We start from the raw sequence: 21,637 nt of genomic DNA on the forward strand, positions 1-21,637 counted from the left end.
CCCTCGCCAAGCTCGCGCGCTGTAGCAAGCCTTCACAGTCTTTGAGACGCCGCCTAGGCCAAAAGCGCCTAACGCAAGCTCACCATCCGAGCCCAGGGAGACGGAATGGCCGCCATTGCATCGATTGTCCTCGCCGCAGGTCACGGGACCCGCATGCGCTCCGAGAAGCCGAAGGTGCTGCACGAAATCGGCCATTTGCCGATGGTAGGCCACTGCCTGCGGACTGCGCGCGCCCTCGGTGCCGACCGGCTCGGCGTCGTGATCGGCGCTGGCGGTGACAGGGTGAAGGCTGCCCTCGGCAAGCTCGATCCGGATGCGCAGATCGCGGTGCAGGACCCGCCGCGGGGCACGGGCGATGCGGTGACGGCTGCGATGCCGGTGCTCGACGGGTTCGAGGGCGTGGTCGTCGTTCTCTATGGCGACACGCCGCTCCTCCGTGTGGAGACGCTTGAGCGGCTGGTGGCCGAAATCGACGGCGGCGCGGCCATGGCGGTCCTGGGCTTCGAGGCTGAAGAACCGGGCCCCTATGGCCGTCTGATAACGGATGAAAAGGACAACCTCCTGAGGATCGTTGAGGCGAAAGAGGCGACGCCGGAGGAGCTGGCGGTCAGGCTCTGCAATTCAGGCGTCATCGCTGTACGGACGGATGCGCTGCGTGAATTCCTGCCGAAGATCACCAACGACAATGCCAAGGGCGAATACTACCTCACGGACCTTGTCGGCTTGATTGGCGGTGCGGGGCACAAGCTGGCCTTCGTGCGCGGGTCGGAGGACGAAGTGCTCGGTGTCAACAACCGTGCAGAGCTGGCCGAGGCCGAGCGCCTGTTCCAGCAGCGCCGCCGCGAGGAGCTGATGCTCGCCGGTGTCACCATGCAGGACCCCCAGACTGTCTATCTCGCGTGGGATACGGAGATCGGGAATGACTGCGTCATCGGCCAGAACGTCGTTTTCGGCCCCGGCGTGAAGCTCGAGCCCGGCGTGACCGTAAAGCCGTTCAGCCATCTCGAAGGGACCGTCATGCGCTCGGGTTCTGCCGCCGGACCGTTCGCCCGCCTGCGTGAGGGGACGGATGTCGGCGCGAATGCCCGCATAGGCAACTTCGTCGAAACAAAGAAATCCGTGCTCGGAGAAGGTGTGAAGGCGGGCCATCTGACCTATCTCGGCGACGCCACGATCGGCGCGGGGACGAATATCGGTGCAGGGACAATCACCTGCAATTACGACGGCTTCGGCAAGCACAAGACCGTGGTTGGAGAGAACGCCTTTATCGGCTCGAACACCATGCTCGTGGCACCGGTCACCATCGGGAAGGGCGCCTTCACGGGCTCGGGTTCGGTCATCACGAAAGATGTCTCCGATGACGCGTTGGCTGTCGGGCGCGGCAAGCAGTTCGAGAAAGCGGGCTGGGCTGCGTCCTTCCGCCGTAAACACGGAGATACCTGATGTGTGGAATTGTTGGTATCGTCAGTGAGCACGCGGTGGCTTCACGGCTGGTCGAGGGCCTGAGGCGACTTGAATACCGTGGCTACGATTCCGCCGGGATCGCGACGGTCCTTGACGGCAAGGTCCACCGGCGCCGTGCCGTGGGCAAGCTGCGCGCGCTCGAAGACGTGCTCGAAAAGGAGCCCCTGGCAGGGCACACGGGCATCGGTCATACCCGCTGGGCAACCCATGGCCGACCCACGGTGTCGAATGCGCACCCCCACGGCAGCGAGAAGGTCGCCGTCGTCCATAATGGCATCATTGAAAACTTCAGTGAGCTGAAGGAAGACCTCGTTGCCAAGGGTGTCAGTTTCGAAAGCGAGACTGATACGGAAGTCGTTGCGCGCCTTATAGAGTGGGAGCTGTCGCGCCTCGAGGATCCGCAGGCAGCGTTCAGCTCGGCCCTCAAAGCCCTTGAGGGCGCCTTCGCGCTGGGCGTGATCTTCGCCTCGCAGCCCCAGACGCTTTATTGCGCGCGCAGGGGCAGTCCGCTGGCGATCGGTCGCGGCGAAGGGGAGATGTATATCGGCTCTGACGCTCTCGCATTGGCGCCGTTCACCCGCCGCGTGACCTATCTCGAAGAGGGCGACTGGGCCGTCCTGGGACTCTCCGGGGCTGTGATCTATTCCGCAGGCGGAACGCGGGTAGAACGCAAGGAGACGCTTTCCGATGCCTCGGCCGCGCTCGTCGGCAAGGGACGTCACCGGCATTTCATGGCCAAGGAGATCGAAGAGCAGGCCGAAGTCGTCAGCCATGCCCTTGCAACTTACCTCCTCCCTGCCGAAGGCAAAATCGAACTCCCCGAGGGAGGCATCGACTTCTCGAAAGTCTCGAGGCTGACAATCTCGGCGTGTGGTACGGCGTTTTATGCCGGGCTGATTGCCAAATACTGGTTGGAGAGCTGGGCCCGTCTACCGGTCGAAATCGATATCGCCTCGGAGCTTCGCTACCGCGACGTGCCTTACCAGAAAGGCGACTCGGCACTTTTCATCAGCCAGTCCGGAGAGACGGCCGACACGCTCGCGGCCATGCGCCATGCCAAGGCGTCAGGCGTGAAGGTGGGCGCCATTCTCAATGTTGTCGAAAGCTCGATGGCCCGCGACGCCGATGCGATCTATCCGATCAAGGCGGGGCCGGAGATCGGTGTCGCCTCGACGAAAGCCTTCACCTGCCAGCTTGCGACGCTCGCTTGTATCGCGATCGCAGCGGGTCGCCAGCGCGGGCACCTGACCGAAGCCGACGAGAAGCGGCTGGTGCATGAGCTTCTCAAGATTCCAAGGCTGATGGCCGATGTTTCGTCCAAGGAGCGCGACCTCGAACAGCTTGCCCTGGACCTCGTGCCGGCGTCGGACGTCATCTATCTCGGACGCGGCGTGAGCTTCCCGCTCGCCCTCGAGGGCGCGCTGAAGCTCAAGGAAATCAGCTATATCCATGCGGAGGGTTATGCCGCTGGCGAGTTGAAACACGGGCCGATCGCGCTCATCGACGAGCATGTCCCGGTCGTCGTGATCGCTCCTGACGATCAACACTTCGAGAAAACCGTCAGTAACATGCATGAAGTCATCGCGAGGGGCGGGAAATGCATCCTGTTGTCGACAAGCGAAGGTCTTGAGAAAGCCAGGGCTGATGACGAACTCCTCGGGAGCTTCGCCATGCCTTCTGTCGAGCCTATGCTGGCGCCGCTTGTCTACGCTGTGCCGATCCAGCTCCTGGCTTACTACACCGCGGTACATAAGGGCACGGATGTCGACCAGCCGCGGAATCTCGCCAAGTCCGTCACGGTCGAGTGAGCGAACCCGCGGTTATGTAACAGCGCGAAACAGAACCTCACTTCGGTTGGCCGGGTTAGCCATACATAAGTCACACTAGAGGGCTTAGGGGTAATCCGATGTTTGACGAGCCGGCCAACGATATGAGGGCAGCTGCCACCGTGCGCGAGATCGTGCGCCTTTCGGGCGTGGGTCTGCATACGGGCGAGGTCGCTGAGCTTGTCATCGAGCCTGCTCCGGCAGGGGACGGCATCCGTTTCATCCGTTCCGATCTTGAAGGCCCGGTCGCCGACCGGACGATCCCGGCCGATCCTGCGCTCGTCACCAAGACCCAGCTCGGCACGGTCCTGACCAACGCGAACGGCGCTTCGATCTCGACTGTCGAGCACCTGATGGCCGCCTTTGCGATGCTCGGCATCACGGATGCCGATGTCTTGTGTTCGGGACCCGAGGTCCCGATCCTCGATGGTTCGGCCAAGGATTTCATCGCGGCGATCCAGCGTGCCGGGATCCATGTCTCCCCGCACACCGTAGAAGCCGTTGCACCGAAAGAGGCCGTGTCGGTCGAACTCGGCGATTGCTGGGCCGTGGCCGAGCCGCTGCCTGAGGGAACGGGCGCCGAGCTCCTTCTCGATGTCACCATCGAGTTCGACCATCCGACCATCGGCCTCCAGCGCATTGTCATCGAGGGCGACCGCGACACCATCATGAAGGAAGTCGCCGAAGCCCGGACCTTCACGCTGCTCGAGCATGTCGAGGCCCTGCGCGAGATGGGACTGGCCCGTGGCGGTTCGCTCGAGAATGCCATTGTCCTCAACGCGGCCGGCGTGATGAACGAAGGCGGCCTGCGGATGGAGCGTGAGTTCGTGCGCCACAAGGCGCTTGATCTCGTCGGGGACCTTTACCTTCTGGGGCTCCCGCTTGGTTGCAAGATCACGGCGCACAAGCCGGGTCACACGCTGAACACGATGCTCGCCAAGGCCCTGGCGGCCGAAGCCCGTGGCGAAGTTCAGGAAGATCTCCCTCTCGCCGCGACTGCCTGAACGGCTTGAGAACCTTTCACGACACGCCTTTTGCATTTGCGCGCCCGTGACATTACACCGGGTGCGTCCGGGGTGTTTCTCGTCCGGTGGAGGCTTAGGGGCTGATTGATGAAGTTCTCGCGTATTGCAGTCGTATCCGTTCTTTCCCTCGCGCTCGTGAGCTGCGGGAGCCGGGACAAGACCGGGACCGACCGCTTCGCTTATGTCGAACAGCCCGTGGAGCAGCTCTACGCAGAAGGCGCCCGCGCCGTCGAGCGCCGCCGCTATGACGACGCCATTGCCTATTTCGCAGAGGTCGAGCGCCAGCACCCATATTCAGCCTGGGCACGACGAGCGATGCTCATGACGGCGTATACGGAGTATCTTACAGGCGACTTCGATGCTTCGATCGAATCGCTCGACCGCTTTCTTGCCATCCACCCCGGCAACAAGGACGCCGGCTACGCCTATTACCTTCGGGCGATGAATTATTACGAGCGTATCCGCGATGTCGGGCGTGACCAGGATATTACCAAGAAGGCGCGCGATGCGCTGATGGATGTCATTCGCCGCTATCCGGACACGGAATATGCCCGCGATGCGCAGCTCAAACTCGACCTGACTCGCGATCACTTGGCGGGCAAGGAGATGGATATCGGCCGCTGGTACCTGCGTCGGAACCAGCACATCGCCGCAATCGGCCGTTTCAACAATGTCCTCGAGAACTATCAGACCACGGCGCATACCGAAGAGGCCCTTCACAGGATCGTCGAAGCCTATCTCGAACTCGGTCTGGTGGACGAGGCAAGGCGCCACGCGGCGATTCTTGGCTACAACTACCCCAACTCCCGCTGGTACCGGGATACCTATCGCGTCTTCACCAAGCATGGGCAGGAGCTCGAACTCAAACAAGCGGCCAATGATGCCGCCGGTGACGCGACAGATGAAGAGCTGACGCCTGCGGAGCGTCTCGCGCGCTCGCGGGGGCCCGTCGATCTGGAGAACGCTCCGGAGATCGATGCAAGCGAAAACGATGTGACGCCGCCAGCGATCACGCCGGGCGTTCCGTCGAACCCGCAGTAACCGTGCCATCTTAAGCCTCCAGTCGGTGTCCCCGGCGGGAGCGCGAAGCGGGGGCGTGGCAACTCTCCTGAACGGAGCGGTCGGCATCGCCCTTGATGGCTGGCAGCAGGCGAGTGGGCAGAAAAAAGCCAGGCTGGAGCGGGTCCTGCCTGGCTCGACCGTTTGAACGGGATGGTCCTCAAGCGATCGTTCAGGCCGCTTCCATGACTTCGATCAAATAGCTCTCCATCACCGGGTTCGCCAGGAGCTTGTCGCACATGGCTTTCGCTTTCTCTTCGGCCTCAGCCGCAGAGGATGCGTCCTTGATGTCGAGTTCGATGAGCTTGCCCTGGCGGACATTCTCTGCGCCTTCGAAGCCCAGGCCGTGCAGCGCGCCTTCGATCGCCTTGCCCTGCGGGTCGAGGACCCCGTTTTTCAGGGTGATCAGAACACGAACCTTCATGACGGAGCCTTTCCGTTGGAGCTAACGAGCTTTGGGCCGGACTTGTCTCCCGTCCCCTCATCGTCATTGCGGAGGATACCGAGGCGGCGGGCCACCTCGCGATAACCTTCCACGACATTACCGAGATCCTTGCGGAACCGGTCCTTGTCCATGATCTCGCCGGTTTGGAAGTCCCACAGCCGGCAGCTGTCGGGGCTGATCTCGTCGGCGAGGATCAGGCGGACCATGTCGTTCTCGTACTGACGACCGAATTCGAGTTTGAAGTCGACGAGACGGATGCCGGCGGCTGCGAAGAGGCCCGACAGGTAGTCGTTCACGCGCAGTGCATAGGCCATCATGTCGTCGATTTCCTGCGGGCTGGCCCAGCCCCAAGCGGTGATGTGGTCCTCGGAAACCATCGGGTCGCCGAGCTTGTCGTCCTTGAAGTAGAATTCCACGACCGAGCGGGGGAGGGGCTCGCCCTCTTTCAGGCCCAGCTTCTTGCAGATCGACCCGGCGGCGACATTGCGCACGACGACTTCGAGCGGGATGATCTCGACCATGCGGATCAGCTGCTCGCGCATATTGATGCGCTTGATGAAGTGGGTCGGGATGCCGATCCGCTCCAGACCGGTCATGATGAACTCGGAGATCCGGTTGTTGAGGACGCCCTTGCCCTCGAGAACGGCGTGCTTCTGGTTGTTGAAGGCGGTGGCGTCGTCCTTGAAGAACTGGACGAGCGTCCCGGGTTCGGGGCCCTCATAGAGGATCTTGGCCTTGCCTTCGTAGATCTGCTTGCCGCGGGCCATAGGTTTTGGCTCCTTCGAGAAATGCGTGAGGGGCGCGGGGCGGGCTTTCGCCACCCGTCGCGCCCCGGAGCCCGCGCTGCTACCACGGCTGACGCTGCACCGCAAAGCGCTTTGACGGGAGGCACAACACTCCTAGGTAGGGGCGAGTTTATGGGAGAATCGCCACGATGACGACGTTCGACGATCGCGAAAAAGCTTTCGAAGCCAAGTTCGCGAAGGATGAAGATCTGCGCTTCAAGGTCGAGGCCAGGCGGGACAAGATTGTGGCCCATTGGGCAGCCGAGAAGCTCGGCAAGACCGGCGATGAGGCAGAAGAGTACGTCAGGTCGATCATCCGGGCCGACCTCGAGGAGCCTGGCTCCGATGACGTGTTCAGGAAGCTGCGCGCCGACCTGCCAAAGGCGGACGTGAGCGACGCGGAAATCCGCAAGGCAATGGCCGACGCGCTCGCCAAGGCGATGGATGAATTCCGGACGAGCTGAGCTCTCCCAACAGGACAGGAGACACTCAGTGTCTAAACGACTTAAAGGCAAGAAGGCCTTCATCACCGGCGGTGCGCAGGGCCTCGGCCTCGCCATGGGCAAGCGCTTCATGGAAGAGGGCGCTGATGTGGTGCTCACGGACATCCAGCTCGACAAGGTGGCGGAAGAGGCTGAAAAGATCGGCGCTGCCGCGGGGATCGAGCACGACGTGACCGATCCTTTCGCGTGGAAGGCCGCCCTTGAGGCCGCCAACGAAGCGATGGATGGCATCAACGTCCTCGTCCACAATGCAGGCATTGGCAGCTTCGGCAATGTCGAGACCGAGACCTATGAGATGTACCGCAAGGTCTGCGCCATCGACATGGACTCGGTGTTCATCGGCACCCAGGCGGCGATGCCTTACCTGAAGGAACACCAGCCAGCCTCGATCATCGTGATTTCATCCGTGGCCGGACTGATGGCCGATGGCAACTTCCTCAGCTACAACACGGCGAAGGCCGGCGTTGCGATGATGACGAAGTCGATCGCGCTCCACTGTGCCCGTAACGGGATGCAGATCACGGCGAACTCGATCCATCCCGTCTTTACACGGACGGCCATCATCGATCCGATGATCCAGCTCAAGGGTTCCCAGGAAGAGGGCGAGAAGGCGCTCACCCGCAACATCCCGATGAAGCGTCTCGGCGAGCCTGAGGAGGTCGCGGCGATGGCGACCTATCTTGCCTCCGACGAGGCCAAATTCGTGACGGGATCGGAGTTCAGGATCGACGGCGGTATCACGGCCTGCGGGCTCGGTGCGAAGTAGCTCCTCAGCGCTCCCCACGGCTTGACCGTGGGGGCCGGGCCGCCGTCGCGTTCCACCCTCGACCTTCGGGCGGTAGGCGCCACGGTCCAGCCGAGAAGAGCGCGATAGTCAAAGAAGCGACCCCTGCTCAGGTCTCCGCACCTTGAGCGGGGGACCATCCTCCCGCCTTGCGGCCTCGATTTCAGCCGAGTACCGAATATCCGGGTCGCGATCTGTCAGGAAGGGGATAAGCTGCACGTCGCGAAGCTCTTCCCACTTCTTGCCCTTGAGGTCCCCGCGGGGTACGCGAGGGAGCTTGCCGGGAAGCTCCGTCCACGTCATGAGGTCGCTCGGACCCTTCATGTTCAGCATGTCGCGCAGGTGAAGCGCCGAAGTGTAGGCATCCGGATAAGCCCGGTGGACGGGCAGGGCGCGTTCGCGGTCCAGACCTTCAGGCATGCGCCAGTATTTCAGCACTTGGTTCGAGAAGGACGGGCTGTCGGGGAAGCACCGCAGCGCTGTTTTCCATGTGCAGATCCAGGACATTCCGCCGGTCAGCTCGGGCGTGCAGAACCGGCTCTCGAACGAAACCCGGTGCGCCGCCAGCGCGATGCAGCCCTCACCGGGGCGCAGGATGTCCTTCGCGACGTCGCGCCATTTCGGTGCGCCCTTCACGTCCTCATCGGTGATGTGGTGCACGGCCTGCGTTACGGCGGGAATCGGCCGTTCGGGGTCGATTAGCATGCTGCCGTGCTCACCGCCGATCTCCCAGCGGCCGTCCACCTCCACGACATCCTGCCAGCCGATCTCGCACACTGCATGTGCAGGCGGGCGGGTGCCTGTGGTCTCGAGGTCGATGGTCCTGACAAAGCGCATGCTGGCGGCGATTTTCCTTCAGGTGTTTGCTGCTACGCTCAGCCTAACACGGGAGGGATGTCATGTTTGCAGGACACTACGCCGCTGCCTTCGCGGGCCGCGCCGCAGGGCCGATGGTCCCGCTTTGGGTGCTCTTCATCGCGGTGCAGTTCGTGGACTTTATCTGGGCCGGATTTATCCTTGCGGGCATCGAAACGGCGCAAATCGTGCCGGGTTTCGCCCAAGCTTCGAACCTAGATCTCTCTTTCATGCCGTACACCCACAGCTTCGTCGGCTCGCTCGTCTGGTCGGTCGTTTTCGCCGGTGGCTACGTCCTGCTGGCGAGGCCGCAGGATCCCTGGCTCGCCGCGCTGGTTACAGGCGGAGCGGTGTTTTCGCACTGGCTGGCGGACCTGCTGGTCCACCTGCCGGACCTGCCTATCGTCTTCGGTGAGCCGAAGGTCGGGTTCGGGCTCTGGAGGAGCCTTCTCTGGTCGCAGGTGCTGGAGGTCGGCCTGCTGATCGCAGGGACGTTGTGGTACGTCCGCGTGACGGAACCCAAAGGGTTCCTCGGCAAGGCCGCGCCGTGGATCCTCCTGGCTATTCTCCTTGGCATGCAGACGATCAGCCATCTGCCTGCGGAGGAGTATCCGTCGATCGAAGGCTTCGCTGTTCAGGCGCTGCTTGCCTTCACCGTTCTGGTCGTGGCCGCAGCATTCGTGGACGCCACGCGCCGGGCGCGGTGATCAGCTTTCCCCGAACACCCGCTCGAAGATCACATCGACGTTCTTGGTGTGGTAGTTCATGTCGAACATCGCTTCGACCTCTTCCGCACTCAGAGCGTTCATCACCTCGTCGTCGGCTTTGAGATAGTCGAGGAACTGGCCACCTTCGTCCCAGACCTTGAGGGCATTGCGCTGGACGAGGCGATACGCATCCTCGCGGCTGACACCGGCCTGTGTCAGCGCCAGCAGAACGCGCTGGGAGAAGGTGAGGCCACCGAGCTGGTCGAGATTGCGCTGCATGTTCTCGGGGAAGACCAGCAGCTTCTCGACGACACCCGCCAGGCGGTGCAGTGCGAAATCGAGATGCGTCGTTGCGTCCGGACCGATGCCGCGCTCGACGGAGGAATGGCTGATGTCGCGCTCATGCCAGAGTGCGACGTTCTCCATGGCCGGGATCACGGCTGAGCGGACGAGGCGGGCGAGGCCGGTGAGGTTCTCGGTCAGGATTGGGTTCTTCTTGTGCGGCATGGCCGAGGAGCCTTTCTGGCCCTTGGAGAAAAACTCGGCAGCCTCGAGCACTTCAGTACGCTGAAGGTGGCGGATCTCGGTGGCGAGGCGCTCTACCGACGAGGCAATCACGCCAAGCGTCGCGAAGAAGGCTGCGTGGCGGTCACGCGGGATCACCTGCGTGGAGACCGGTTCCGGCTTGAGGCCCAATTTCTTGGCAACGTATTCCTCGACCCTGGGGTCGGTATTGGCGAAAGTGCCGACGGCGCCGGAGAGGGCGCAGGTGGCGATTTCCTCGCGTGCCGTCTTCAACCTTGTCAGCCCACGGTCGAATTCTGCGTAGAATGTCGCGAGCGTGACGCCGAAGGTCGTCGGCTCTGCGTGGATGCCGTGGCTGCGTCCGATCTTGATCGTGTTCTTGTGCTCGAAAGCGCGTTTCTTCAGCGCTGCGAGAACCCGCTCCATGCCTTCGATCAGCATGTCCGACGCACGGGTGAGCTGCACGGCGAACTGCGTGTCGAGAATGTCGGAAGATGTCAGCCCTTGGTGCACGAAGCGGCTGTCGTCGCCGATGAACTCGGCAAGGTGGGTGAGGAAGGCGATGACGTCGTGCTTGGTCTCCGCCTCGATCTCGTGGATTCGTTCGACGGAAAACTCAGCCTTCGAACCTTTCTCCCAGATCGTCTTCGCGCTCTCCTTCGGGATGACGCCGAGCTCGGCCATTGCCTCGGCTGCGTAGCCTTCGATCTCGAACCAGATCCGGTACTTCGTCGCGTCCGACCAAAGCTCGATCATCTGGGGGCGGGCGTAACGGGGAATCATGGCGTTCGGTCCTTGTCATCTTGCGCGGTGCACCGCACACAAAGGAAGCGGATGAACCCAAAGAGGCCGACGATCAAGACCCTCTACGACTGCATGAAGTGCCCGGCCTATTGCTGCTCCTACGAGCACATCCCGGTCACCGATCCCGACATCAAGCGGCTTGCGAAGCACTTCGACCTGAAGGTCGAGGATGCGCGGAAGAAGTTCACCAAGAAGGGTGATGCGGAGAACCCGCGCGTCCTGCGCCACAAGGCAGACGAGCATTTCGGCACGATTTGCAGGTTTCTCGATTCAGAGACCCGCGGCTGCACGATCTACGAGGCGCGGCCCGAGATCTGCCGTGATTTCCCGAACCGGAAGCGATGCGGCTACTACGAATTCCTGATCCACGAGCGTGAGACCCAGGAGGACGAGGAGTGGATTTCGACCACCGGGAACTACCCGGACCGATAGCTGCTCCTAGCGCTTGTGGTTCCGCCAATCGTCAAAGCGCACGAGAATGACGTAGATCGCGGCGATGACCGCGATGACGCCTGCCGCGATGATGATGGCGTCCCAAGCCTCCTCCTGGTCCTCGAAGGTCGAGACAAAGACTTTCTCGGTTGTTTCGGTGACCTCTTCGGGCTCCGGCAGCGTGCCAGGATTGTCGGTCGGGGTTTCCTGAGCAGTCTCGTCGGTAGGACCGGAATCCCCAGGTGCTTCCGGTTCTGAGGAACCGTCCCCTTCGGACGCGGTTTCTTCCTCGCCGTCGTCATCATTGCGCATGAGCACGGAGCCTGCACCGACAGCACCCGCGACCCCCGCAGCAGCGGCACCGCCAACCGTCCGCGAGCTGCCGAGATTGGGCCTGCGCGGTGAGTTCTCCTCGACTGGAGCGCCCTTTGTCTCGTCGATCGGCGAGTTTTCTTCTTCGGCCTCTCTTGTGAGTTCTTCGAGCCCTTCGAGGAAAAGGGCGGCTTCGGCAGCGCGGCGCCTCTTGAGACCGTTCACGACCTTGCCGCCGGCCTTGTTCCACCACAGCATGGCCTCGGCTGCGCCTTCGTAATCCTTGTTGTTCAGCCGCTTGATGAAGGTCGAGTTCCGCATCGCGTTGATGCCGATGTTGTAAGTGATCGATACCAGCGCATCGAACATGTTCTGGGTAATATCGACCTTCACCGCGCGCTCGACGGCTTCCTCGTACTGGCGGAGGTCACGGCGAAGGATTTCCTCCGCTTCCTGCTCGGTGATTTCCATGCCGGGGACGACTTCCGGCGGGCCAGCCATCGACGTATGGCCATATCCGATGGTCCAGACGCCGACGATGTCCTGATAGGCCTCGAGCTCGAGCCCTTCGAATTGCTTGATGAGCTCGAGCCCCCGTTCGGATATCTTCATCAACTGCCCCTGTCACCAATCCACCAGCTATCGATATAGTAACACAATCGATGAAGGCGGTCAGCTTCTTCGGTTTAACGAATCCTGCATAACTATTACGCGAAAATCCTTGAAGGTTTCACGAGCGGTGTTGTCCTCGACTGTCACCGCCGTTAATGGCTCACCGAACGGGCCACGTGTTGGCCGAGGGGCAAACCACGGAGGCGGCCATGTCCGTCGCTGACAACGACGAATATCGTCCTAGCGCCGATGAACCGTTCATGAATGAACGGCAGCTCGAGTACTTCCGCAAGAAGCTGCTCGACTGGAAGGCGGACATTCTCGAACAGAGCAAGATGACCATTGGCCAGATGCAGGACGCGACCCTGCATGCGCCTGACGTGGTCGACCGTGCCTCGTCCGAGACTGACCATGCGCTGGAACTTCGAACCCGAGACCGCCAGCGCAAGCTGATCGCCAAGATTGACGCGGCGCTCAGGCGGATTGACGAAGGCGAGTACGGTTACTGCTCAGAGACCGGAGAGCCCATTTCGCTCGAACGGCTCGAGGCGCGACCGACCGCGACCATGTCGCTGGAGGCGCAGGAGCGCCACGAGCGGCGTGAGAAGGTGCATCGCGACGACTGACGCGCTTGGCGTTGGTCCGGGGCACGATAATTGCGTCGGCGAGTTCCGACGATTGAGGGTGGATATCATGCGCATTATTGGCGCTTTCGCGCTTTTCCTAGGGGCCGCGGGCCTCACTGCCTGTTCGACTGCGGGATCACCTTTCACCCGCTACGAGGCGCCGCCGAGCGAAGGCGTCGACACGACGACCCTGCAGGACCAGGAATACCCTGAATATGTGATCGGGCCTTATGACTCTCTGACGGTCTTCGTCTGGCGTGCGCCGGAGCTTTCCGCGCAGGTGCAGGTCCGGCCCGACGGTCGTATCTCGACCCCGCTGGTGGAAGACATCATCGCCGCGGGCAAATCGCCGACGCAACTGAGCGCCGAGCTCGAAGACAGGCTCGGCCAATATGTCCGCAGCCCCGAAGTTACCGTCATCGTCAGCGGTTTCTCCTCGACTTTCGACCAGCAGGTCCGGGTCCTTGGCGAGGCGCAGCAGCCTTCGGCAATCCCGTACCAGGCGGGCATGACTGTTCTCGACGTGATGATTTCAGTCGGCGGCCTCACCGATTTCGCAGCGGGCAACCGGGCCAAGCTGATCCGCGGCCGTGGCGAGGACAAACAGACCTACCGCCTTCGGCTCGGTGACCTTCTGCGGAATGGCGATGTCAGCGCCGACGTCGCGCTGCAGCCGGGTGACGTGATCCTGATCCCGGAAGCCATCTTCTAGCAGGGGACCTGCGGCACAGCTTGAGAGGGAGCGTACCTTGACCTCATCCCGACGATTACTTCTCTCCGCCGCCTTGCCGGCGCTTCTCGTTGGGACGGCGCAGGCGCAGCTCCAGCAGGGCCAGAACCAGCCAGGCCAGACCGGAGGCGTCCAGGCGCCGACGGTCCAGCCCTCAAAGGGGACACCTGCCGTTTCGGGCGGGCGTCAGGGGCGCTCGCTCATCAACAGCTGGTCGCTCGATCTTTCGCTGAACTACACGGACAATTTCGCCCGTATCCAGGAGGGCGACTATGAGCGCCGCTTCCTGCTCGACGGCCAGGCCTTCGCTTCTACCCTTGAGGACGTGACCCTGCCCGACGGCACGACGGTACAGGCGGTGGTCCCGGTCAGCGATACGGTGCCCCTCGAGAAAATCGGCAAGCTCTTCGCTTCGGCCTCCATGTCGGGGGCCTCGGTGATGAGCCGTCCGGGCATGCGCGGGCTCCTGCGCGGCACGGTCCGCGTAGGGCATTATTTCGACGGCACGACATTCGCCGAGGAAGTCGAGGACGATATCCAAGGCAACCTGCCCGCGATTCTCGACCAGGTCCCGCAGGGGGTGACGATCGAGCCTGTCGTCGGGGGCCGCGGCGCCTTCCGGGAGACCTTCGTCGATCCGAACATCTCCGGCATCGCGCAGGTGGATATCGTCGACAAGCTGCTCTTCATCGAAGGCGGCGGCTTCGTGACCGAGCAGCAGCGCGGCAATGGCGGGTTCCTGACCCAGCAGCAGGCCGGCCAGAACTTCGGCGAGATCATCGTCGGCGGTTTCTTCATCAGTCCGGGCTCGCGGATCGACCTTCCGTCCCAGCAGGCGGTGGAGCTGCGGCTGCGCAACTCCTCGGTGGTCGTGATCGACGAGGTCGACGATCCCAATTTTGGCGGCACCGTGCCCCAGCTCGGCGACAGCGTCAGCAACGAGGCGCGGATCGCCTATTCGAGCGGCAGCCTGCTGCCGAAGCTCGGTTTCTCGACCGAGGTCTTCGCGCGACGTTTCGAGGAAGAGGGCACGGACACGCGGCCTGAACAGACGCTCGACCAGTTGAGCGGCAGTGTCGCCGTCAACTATGACGTCAATCCGCGTTTCTCGCTTCTTGGCGTCGTCGGCTATGACGATGCGGAGATCGCCTCGACACCTGCACCGCTCGTCGATCCACTCGACCCGACGGCGCCTCCAACGCCGCAGCCCGAGACGACGAGCGATATTTCCGGTGCCTTTTACACGGCAGGTTTCTCGCTGCGTTCATCGAAGGGCAGCTCGATCTCGCTGAGTGTCGGCGAGCGTTTTAACGGGACGCAGATCAACGGCGACCTGCGCTGGATCATCACTCCGCGCATGCGCGCCTCCGTGGGCGTCAACCGGCGGCTGTCCTCCGGCCTGCAGGAGCTTCAGGAGCAGCAGGTCCGACTCAATAATGTCGGCATCAATTTCATCGAGCAGCTGCGTTCACAGAACATCGCGTTCTCGGACCGGGACGTCCAGAGCCTGGTCAATGTCGGTTTTGGCAATGCGGCACAGATCAGCCAAGGCGACCTGACAATCCGCCCGATCACGAACGTAAACGCCAATCTCAGCGGCAATGCCGGTCGCACGAGCTGGGCGATCAACAGCTTCGTCATCATTCCGGAGAAATTCGACCCCAATCCCGATGATGGGATCGAGCCGGGCGCGCCGAGCAAGCGGATTTCGGTCGGCGCGCAGGTGAGCCGCAATCTCAACCGCCGCCTTCGGGTCGGTGTCCAGGCCAGGTCGCTTCACCTCATCGCGGATGAGGACAGCACCAATCCCTTCGACCGCGATGCGAGCGAGTTTCTTTTCGGCGTCACGGCTGGGTACGCGATCAATCGCCGCTGGGCGGTGACGGCCGGATACAGCCACCTTCGTCGCGACGTGGACGAAACGGGTGGGCCGCTTTCCCTCTTCGGTGGCACGCCTTTTGATTTCCAGGAGAATGTGGTCCGCGTGGGTACGCGACTGACGTTCTGACGGAGGTGACATGATGAGGGCGCAACAAGGCAACATGGCCGCGCCCTTCGCCGTGGCCCGCAAGGCGGGGTTCCTCTTCCGCACAAGCGCCATGCGACGCGTCTTCGATGCCCTCGACCACGCATTCAACCAGCGCGTTTTCCCGGTGATCCTTGCGGGTTCCGAGGGTATCGGGAAGCGCACGGCCCTGCACGCCTGGGTCGAGGAAGCCCGCACTTCGGACGACGCCGTGATCGCGCTCAGGGCCGACATGCTCGTTTCCGGGGACATGGCTGAAGCGATCCTCGCAGGCTTCGGCCTCGCTCCCGTCCCGGGATCACCGGCCAAGCTCGCCCTTCAGGATTATCTCGAGGATTGTGCCGAAGCGGGACGCCGCACGGCTGTGCTTGTCACCGACCTGCACCGTCTTGAGCCGCAGGCCGTGGATGCGCTGGTCGCGCTGACCGTCCGGCGCGCGCAGGGTGGGATTTCCCTGCCACTGATCGCCACGACTGATGATGTCGATGCCGCCAGCGCTTTCCCGGCGCCGCCGCTGATGCTCGGCGGGATGTTGACCGATGAGATCGAGTCCCTCGCCGACCAGCTTTTCGGTGGCCGGATGCGCCTGTCGAACGACGCCGCCGAGGAAATCCGGAAGCGCACTGGCGGCGCGATCGCGAAAGTGGGGCCGATGCTGGATGAAGCCCATGCACGCGCCACCGGCGAGGGCGTGGGACGGATCTCGGTCCGGCATCTCGACGATGCGGAGCCCGCTGGCGGTGCTGACGCGCCCGAGCCTGAGCGGCCAGAGCAACAAGGCGCGCGCCCGAAAGCCATCCCGACGCCCGACGACATTGAGAAAGCGCTGCTCGCGCTTGATGAGCCTTCGCAGCAGAGAGCCGACGAACCGGCCGGCACGCGCGCCGAACCAGCCGATGAGCGGCAGGCGGACGAGGACGCGCTCGATGCGCGGCTCGAACGCTCGCTGGCCGTCGATTTTCCGAAGATCGAGCTGCGCCAGCCGAAACTGCCCGAGGACGGGCCTGCCAATGATCCGAAAGCGGGTCTCGACCCGGCCGTCATCGAAGGGCTCAAGGGTATCGCGAAGGAGCTCGCATCGCTCCAAGGCCATCTCGCCTATATCAGGACCGAGACCGAGGCGCTGCAATCTGCGGCTGCAGAGCGTCGCCGGCGGGTGCTCAAGGCATCGGAAGATTTCGTGAAATCACTGCGCGAACCCGTTGATCGGGCCTCTGGGGAGTAGTCCAGACGGTTAAACTCGGTTAACCTTCGCCCCGATCAGACATCGGGGTGTTCAGTATGATCCGCATTATTCTCCCACTCGCCATGGCCATCGTGGCCTTCTTCGGTCCTTGGGCAGGGGGCTCGACCGGTTCCGAATACGCCAGCAACACGGTCGAATGCCTCCTCGACGTGAAACTGCCGACAGCGCCGGAGTGCCGGCCGGACGGCTCGCTCAATGACCAGCTCATCGGCTACACCGTCGCAGGGGGCGCCGCGGCGGCCGTTCTTTCCGTGCTCGGTCTTCTGCCCTTCGTGGGTCGGCTGACGAGCCTCGGGGTTCTTGCCGCGGGGGCCGCGGGCCTCGGCGCTGCCGGCCTCACGGCCTTCGGCGCGATGGGCGAGCAGGGCCTCACAGCCGTCGGCTGGGGTGCCTGGGCGACCCTTGCCCTTGCTGTTCTCACCATTTTCGCCGCGATCAACGGGATCCGCGGCGAGGGCGAGAACTAGCCTCAGCGCCAGGTGGCGATCGGCGGCAGGCTCGAGAGAATCGATTTCACATTGCCGCCGGTCTTCAGGCCGAAGGTCGTGCCACGGTCGTAGAGCAGGTTGAACTCGGCGTAGCGGCCGCGGCGGAACATCTGTTCCTCGCGGTCAGCGTCGGTCCATGGCTGGTCCATGCGCTTCGCGACGAGTGTGGGGTAGGTTGAGAGAAAACCTTCGCCAACTGCTTTTGTCAGCGCAAAATCAGCACCCCAGTCGCCAGTGTTCAGGTGGTCATAGAAGATGCCTCCGACCCCCCGCGGTTCATTGCGGTGGGGTAGCCAGAAATACTCGTCGCACCATGCCTTGAAGTGCGCGTAGTCTCCTGACGGGCTTTTGGCGCAGGCTTCCTCCATGCCCTTGTGGAACGCGATGGTGTCTTCGTGCTCCTGGGTCCGGTAGCGGTCCAGCATCGGGTTGAGGTCACCGCCGCCTCCGAACCAGGTCTTCGTCGTGCAGACGAAGCGGGTGTTCATGTGCGCCGCGGGCGCATGGGGATTCCGTGTGTGGGCGATCAGGCTGATTCCCGCCGCCCAGAAGAGCGGGTCCTCCTCGGCACCCGGAATCTGTTTCCGGAATTCCGGCGAGAACTCGCCATGGACCTCGGAGAAATGAATGCCCGCTTTTTCGAAGACGCGGCCACGCAGCATGCCCATGCGGCCGCCGCCCTGATTCGGGCCGCGCTCCCATTCTTCGAGGTCGAAGCGCCCAGCCTCCATGTCCGCGTAGAGCGGCCCTGCGTCGTCCTCGAGCTTCTCGAAGGCCGCGATCAATTGCTTCTGAAGGGACTTGAACCAGGCACTGGCGGTACGCTTACGCTCGTCGAGATCGGTCATGGGGCTGCGATAGCGGACGTTCTAAGCCGGAACCAATCAGGAAAATATCTTACCTGAAGAGTCCGAGCTGTCGGCTCGCCTCGGCGAGCGCGATGGCTCCCGCGACACTGACATTCAGGCTTCGGGCCGAAGGGGCGAGAGGGATGCGGACCCGTTCGTCGGCGCGGTCATGGACGTGTTCCGGCACGCCGGCGCTTTCCTGTCCCAGAAGGATGATGTCGCCGTCTTCAAATGCGACGGCATCGACCGGTTTATCCGCGTGAGTCGTCAGCAGGACCCGGCGGCCCGGAACTTCGGCTTCGAAGCATTCCCAGTCACGATGGCGCTTCAGGGAGGCGTCATAATCCATGGCGACGCGGCCAATATCGCGGTGCCGCCAGGGAAAGCCACAAGGCTCGATCACATGGAGAGGAACGCCGAAACAAGAGGCGATCCTGATTGCCGCTCCTAAGTTTGCGGCAATTTCCGGTTGGTAGAGCGCCAGTCTCAACACGTCGCGCGACCTCCCGGCACATGGACTTTTCGGGGTCTATCCGTCACCTGCGCTCTAGACCTTGCGGGCGCTTAGTGGCATGCGCGAGCGAAAATTTGAAAAGGAATTCTGGACGACGATGAGTTCCACGTCAGAAACCACCACCGGCCCCAAGGGCGACTGGGTCCAGCCCGACAGCTCCGAGCCGACGAAACGCGATTTCATTCACCTGCTTGCGGGCGGACTGGCCGCTGCGGCAGGCGTCGGAATCGTCATCCCCCTCGTTGCGCAGCTTGCCCCCGATGCGGCGGTTCGCGCGCTCGCGACCAAGGAAGTCAGTGTCGCTGGCGTCGAGCCTGGACAGGCGGTCAAGACGATCTGGCAGGGCAAGCCGGTGTTCATCCGGCGCCTGACCGAGGCCGAGCTCGAAGCCGACGCCCAGACGCCGCTCTCGGCGCTCAAGGACAAGGACGCCCGCAACGCCAACATCCCGAACGGGCTCGCCACGGTCGAGAACCGAACCGTCGACGGCGGTTTCGTTGTCGTCACCGGTGTCTGCACGCACCTTGGCTGTGTCCCCCTGGGCACCGAGCCCGGCGAGAACCGCGGCGACTATGGCGGCTGGTTCTGCCCCTGCCACGGGTCGCACTACGACAGCCTCGGGCGCATCCGGAAAGGTCCGGCGCCAGACAACCTCACGGTGCCGCCGCTCGAATTCATCTCCGACACCACCATTCGCCTGGGGTAAGATATGTCTCACGAAAGCACATACGTTCCCTCTACCGGCATAGAGAAATGGATCGACGAGCGCCTGCCGATCATCCGGCTCGGCTATGACAGCTTTGTCGATTTCCCGACGCCGAAGAACCTGAACTACTGGTACACCTTCGGCGGCATCCTCGCGATCTGCCTGATGGTCCAGATCGTGACCGGTGTCGTGCTGGCCATGCACTACACCGCGCATACGAGCCTCGCCTTCCAGTCGGTCGAAGAGATCATGCGCGACGTGAACTATGGCTGGCTGATGCGTTACACGCACGCCAACGGCGCCTCGATGTTCTTCATCGCGGTCTATGCGCACATCGCGCGCGGCCTCTATTATGGTTCGTACAAGGAGCCGCGCGAGATCCTCTGGATTCTCGGCGTGGTGATCTTCCTCCTGATGATGGCGACTGCATTCATGGGCTACGTCCTGCCGTGGGGCCAGATGAGCTTCTGGGGCGCGACGGTCATCACCTCGCTGTTCTCGGCGATTCCCGTCATCGGTGACCCGATCAAGACGCTGCTGTGGGGCGGCTTCTCGGTCGACAACCCGACCCTCAACCGCTTCTACGCGCTGCACTACCTGCTGCCGTTCCTGATCGCGGGTGCCGTGATCCTGCACATCTGGGCGCTGCACGTGCCGGGGAACAACAACCCGTCGGGCGTCGAAGTGAAGGACGTCAAGAAGGACACGGTTCCGTTCCACCCGTACTACACGGTGAAGGACGGCTTCGCGATCGTCGTCTTCCTCCTGCTGTTCGCGACCTTCGTGTTCTACATGCCGAACGCGCTTGGCCACCCGGACAACTACATCGAAGCGGACCCGCTCGTGACCCCGGCGCACATCGTTCCCGAATGGTACTTCCTGCCGTTCTACGCGATGCTCCGCGCGATCGACTTCAACTTCCTCTTCATCAACTCGAAGCTCGGCGGCGTGATCGTCATGTTCGGCTCGATCCTCATCTGGTTCGTGCTGCCCTGGCTTGACCGTTCCAAGGTGCGCTCGATGCGCTACCGTCCGATCGCGAAGCAGTTCTTCTTCCTGCTGATGATCAGCTTCTTCGCGCTCGGCTATCTCGGCGCGATGCCGGCGGAAGGGATCTACGTGGCGCTGGCGAAGGGCTTCACGCTCTACTATTTCGCCTACTTCCTGGTGATCCTGCCGGTGCTCTCGGTCACGGAGACGCCGTTGCCGCTGCCGAAGTCGATCAGCGAAGCGGTGCTCGCCGACAAGAACCAGAAGGGCAAGGCGAAGAGCCCGGCCCCCATCACCGGCGGCGCCCAGCCGAGCCCTGCGGAGTAATTGAGAATGCTGAAACGTCTCCTCAGCGCCGCGGCGATCGCTGCGGCAGCCCTCCCGATGGCGGCCGGTGCCGCCACCGGCGGGACCAAGCCTCTCAAGGACAAGGAATGGTCCTGGGAGGGTCCGTTCGGCCGCTACGACAAGCCTCAGCTCCAGCGCGGCTTCCAGGTCTACCGCGAGGTTTGTGCCAACTGTCACTCGCTGAAGCTCGTGGCGTTTCGTCACCTCGGTGAGAAGGGTGGTCCTTTCTACGTTGAAGAGTGTCCCGAAGAGCTTGGCCTCGGCGAGAGCACGGATTGTTCGGTTCCTTCGCAGAACCCGATCATCAAATCGCTCGCGGCTGAATACACGATCACGGACGGCCCGGACGAATTCGGCGACATGTTCGAACGCCCCGGCCTGCCGGCTGATTACTTCCCGTCGCCCTACGCCAATGTGCAGCAGGCGACGGCAGCCAATGGCGGCGCCTATCCGCCGGACCAGAGCCTGATCGCCAAGGCCCGGCCGCACGGCCCCGACTATATCTACAGCCTGCTGACGGGTTATCCGGACGGCGAGCTGAACACGATCGAAGTCCCGCCGGGCAACTACTATAACCCGTATTATCCCGGTGACACGCTCGGCCTCATGAAGGAAGAATACCTCGATGAGGAGGGCCACCTTCTCGAGGACAAGATCCGCGAGGACGAAAAAGAGGGTTACGTCTCGAAAGAAGGCTACATCTATGGCGGTGCCTTCAAGATGGCTCCGCCGCTGTCGGACGGTATCGTTACCTATGAAGACGGCTCGCCCGAGACGGTGTCTCAGTACGCTGAAGATGTCACCGCGTTCCTGCAATGGGCTGCCGAGCCCAAGCTCGAGGAGCGCAAGGGCATGGGCACCTATGTGATGGCCTATCTCTTTATCTTCGCTGGTGTGACTTACGCCTCGTACCGCCAGGTCTGGCGCAACGTCGAGAAGTAAGACGTCACCGCATCCAAGCAACGAAGCCGCGGAGA

23 protein-coding genes are annotated in these 21,637 nt (G+C 62.7%); 16 read left to right on the forward strand and 7 right to left on the reverse strand.

Annotated features, from left to right (window positions below; all coding sequences use genetic code 11):
- Positions 1-105: 105 nt before the first annotated feature.
- From glmU to IE053_RS01975, 4 genes are all read left to right on the forward strand, one after another.
- Entirely contained in the window at positions 106-1,443 is a 1,338-nt protein-coding gene (glmU, locus tag IE053_RS01960; RefSeq protein ID WP_189570938.1) for a bifunctional UDP-N-acetylglucosamine diphosphorylase/glucosamine-1-phosphate N-acetyltransferase GlmU, read from the forward strand.
- Positions 1,443-3,272, forward strand: coding sequence for a glutamine--fructose-6-phosphate transaminase (isomerizing) (gene glmS, locus IE053_RS01965; protein WP_189570940.1), 1,830 nt, complete (start codon positions 1,443-1,445; stop codon positions 3,270-3,272). Before glmU ends, glmS begins: the two co-directional genes overlap by 1 nt.
- A gap of 98 nt (positions 3,273-3,370) precedes the next feature.
- Positions 3,371-4,294, forward strand: coding sequence for a UDP-3-O-acyl-N-acetylglucosamine deacetylase (gene lpxC, locus IE053_RS01970; RefSeq protein ID WP_189570942.1), 924 nt, complete (start codon positions 3,371-3,373; stop codon positions 4,292-4,294).
- A 108-nt stretch (positions 4,295-4,402) separates the two neighbouring features.
- The gene (locus IE053_RS01975) at positions 4,403-5,356 is read left to right on the forward strand and encodes an outer membrane protein assembly factor BamD (protein ID WP_189570944.1); all 954 of its coding nucleotides are present in this window, start codon (positions 4,403-4,405) and stop codon (positions 5,354-5,356) included.
- Positions 5,357-5,546: 190 nt separating this feature from the next.
- Here IE053_RS01975 and purS read toward each other — a convergent pair whose 3' ends face one another.
- Together purS and purC are read right to left on the reverse strand one after the other, a co-directional pair.
- Entirely contained in the window at positions 5,547-5,798 is a 252-nt protein-coding gene (gene purS / locus IE053_RS01980; protein ID WP_189570946.1) for a phosphoribosylformylglycinamidine synthase subunit PurS, read from the reverse strand.
- Positions 5,795-6,586 (reverse strand): phosphoribosylaminoimidazolesuccinocarboxamide synthase, encoded by a 792-nt coding sequence (gene purC, locus IE053_RS01985; RefSeq protein ID WP_189570948.1) that lies wholly within the window; start codon positions 6,584-6,586, stop codon positions 5,795-5,797. The genes purS and purC overlap by 4 nt, the downstream gene beginning before the upstream one ends.
- A gap of 167 nt (positions 6,587-6,753) precedes the next feature.
- Here purC and IE053_RS01990 point away from each other — a divergent pair, with 167 nt between their 5' ends.
- Complete coding sequence (locus IE053_RS01990) at positions 6,754-7,068, forward strand: DUF1476 domain-containing protein (protein ID WP_189570950.1); 315 nt, start codon at positions 6,754-6,756, stop codon at positions 7,066-7,068.
- 28 nt (positions 7,069-7,096) lie between these two features.
- A complete protein-coding gene (locus tag IE053_RS01995) occupies positions 7,097-7,873 on the forward strand; it encodes an SDR family oxidoreductase (protein ID WP_229786023.1) in 777 nt (258 codons plus the stop codon).
- Between the two features lie 108 nt (positions 7,874-7,981).
- Here IE053_RS01995 and IE053_RS02000 read toward each other — a convergent pair whose 3' ends face one another.
- Positions 7,982-8,728 (reverse strand): 3'-5' exonuclease, encoded by a 747-nt coding sequence (locus IE053_RS02000; RefSeq protein WP_189570954.1) that lies wholly within the window; start codon positions 8,726-8,728, stop codon positions 7,982-7,984.
- Between the two features lie 62 nt (positions 8,729-8,790).
- On the opposite strand from IE053_RS02000, the gene IE053_RS02005 reads away from it, so the two are divergent.
- Positions 8,791-9,453 carry a hypothetical protein gene (locus tag IE053_RS02005; protein WP_189570956.1) on the forward strand — a complete coding sequence of 221 codons (663 nt, stop codon included), beginning with the start codon at positions 8,791-8,793 and terminating at the stop codon, positions 9,451-9,453.
- On the opposite strand, the gene purB is transcribed toward IE053_RS02005, so the two are convergent.
- Positions 9,454-10,761, reverse strand: coding sequence for an adenylosuccinate lyase (gene purB, locus IE053_RS02010; RefSeq protein ID WP_189570958.1), 1,308 nt, complete (start codon positions 10,759-10,761; stop codon positions 9,454-9,456).
- Positions 10,762-10,812: 51 nt separating this feature from the next.
- On the opposite strand from purB, the gene IE053_RS02015 reads away from it, so the two are divergent.
- Positions 10,813-11,214, forward strand: coding sequence for a YkgJ family cysteine cluster protein (locus IE053_RS02015; protein ID WP_189570960.1), 402 nt, complete (start codon positions 10,813-10,815; stop codon positions 11,212-11,214).
- Positions 11,215-11,220: 6 nt separating this feature from the next.
- On the opposite strand, the gene IE053_RS02020 is transcribed toward IE053_RS02015, so the two are convergent.
- A complete protein-coding gene (locus tag IE053_RS02020) occupies positions 11,221-12,138 on the reverse strand; it encodes a lysozyme (protein ID WP_189570962.1) in 918 nt (305 codons plus the stop codon).
- Positions 12,139-12,347: 209 nt separating this feature from the next.
- Here IE053_RS02020 and dksA point away from each other — a divergent pair, with 209 nt between their 5' ends.
- The 5 genes from dksA (at position 12,348) to IE053_RS02045 (ending at position 17,233) form a co-directional block, all read left to right on the forward strand.
- The gene (dksA, locus tag IE053_RS02025; protein WP_189570964.1) at positions 12,348-12,764 is read left to right on the forward strand and encodes an RNA polymerase-binding protein DksA; all 417 of its coding nucleotides are present in this window, start codon (positions 12,348-12,350) and stop codon (positions 12,762-12,764) included.
- A gap of 67 nt (positions 12,765-12,831) precedes the next feature.
- Positions 12,832-13,476, forward strand: coding sequence for an XrtA/PEP-CTERM system exopolysaccharide export protein (locus IE053_RS02030; RefSeq protein ID WP_189570966.1), 645 nt, complete (start codon positions 12,832-12,834; stop codon positions 13,474-13,476).
- 37 nt (positions 13,477-13,513) lie between these two features.
- Positions 13,514-15,502 carry a hypothetical protein gene (locus IE053_RS02035; RefSeq protein ID WP_189570968.1) on the forward strand — a complete coding sequence of 663 codons (1,989 nt, stop codon included), beginning with the start codon at positions 13,514-13,516 and terminating at the stop codon, positions 15,500-15,502.
- A 10-nt stretch (positions 15,503-15,512) separates the two neighbouring features.
- Positions 15,513-16,745 carry a hypothetical protein gene (locus IE053_RS02040; protein ID WP_189570970.1) on the forward strand — a complete coding sequence of 411 codons (1,233 nt, stop codon included), beginning with the start codon at positions 15,513-15,515 and terminating at the stop codon, positions 16,743-16,745.
- Between the two features lie 56 nt (positions 16,746-16,801).
- Positions 16,802-17,233: a hypothetical protein gene (locus IE053_RS02045; RefSeq protein WP_189570972.1), complete on the forward strand. Its 432-nt coding sequence runs from the start codon at positions 16,802-16,804 to the stop codon at positions 17,231-17,233.
- 2 nt (positions 17,234-17,235) lie between these two features.
- Here IE053_RS02045 and hemF read toward each other — a convergent pair whose 3' ends face one another.
- Both hemF and IE053_RS02055 read right to left on the reverse strand, forming a co-directional pair.
- Positions 17,236-18,102 carry an oxygen-dependent coproporphyrinogen oxidase gene (hemF, locus tag IE053_RS02050; protein WP_189570974.1) on the reverse strand — a complete coding sequence of 289 codons (867 nt, stop codon included), beginning with the start codon at positions 18,100-18,102 and terminating at the stop codon, positions 17,236-17,238.
- A 49-nt stretch (positions 18,103-18,151) separates the two neighbouring features.
- Positions 18,152-18,595, reverse strand: coding sequence for a tRNA (cytidine(34)-2'-O)-methyltransferase (locus IE053_RS02055; protein ID WP_229786024.1), 444 nt, complete (start codon positions 18,593-18,595; stop codon positions 18,152-18,154).
- Between the two features lie 118 nt (positions 18,596-18,713).
- On the opposite strand from IE053_RS02055, the gene petA reads away from it, so the two are divergent.
- Genes petA through IE053_RS02070 form a run of 3 tightly spaced genes read left to right on the forward strand, consistent with a single transcriptional unit; the run spans position 18,714 to position 21,602 of the window.
- Positions 18,714-19,322 carry a ubiquinol-cytochrome c reductase iron-sulfur subunit gene (petA, locus tag IE053_RS02060; protein WP_189570976.1) on the forward strand — a complete coding sequence of 203 codons (609 nt, stop codon included), beginning with the start codon at positions 18,714-18,716 and terminating at the stop codon, positions 19,320-19,322.
- A gap of 3 nt (positions 19,323-19,325) precedes the next feature.
- Positions 19,326-20,639 carry a cytochrome b gene (locus tag IE053_RS02065; RefSeq protein WP_189570978.1) on the forward strand — a complete coding sequence of 438 codons (1,314 nt, stop codon included), beginning with the start codon at positions 19,326-19,328 and terminating at the stop codon, positions 20,637-20,639.
- Positions 20,640-20,645: 6 nt separating this feature from the next.
- Positions 20,646-21,602: a cytochrome c1 gene (locus IE053_RS02070; protein ID WP_189570980.1), complete on the forward strand. Its 957-nt coding sequence runs from the start codon at positions 20,646-20,648 to the stop codon at positions 21,600-21,602.
- Positions 21,603-21,637 lie beyond the last annotated feature (35 nt).

The organism is Parvularcula lutaonensis, from assembly GCF_014651915.1.
Classification (GTDB): Bacteria; Pseudomonadota; Alphaproteobacteria; order Caulobacterales; family Parvularculaceae; genus Parvularcula; species Parvularcula lutaonensis.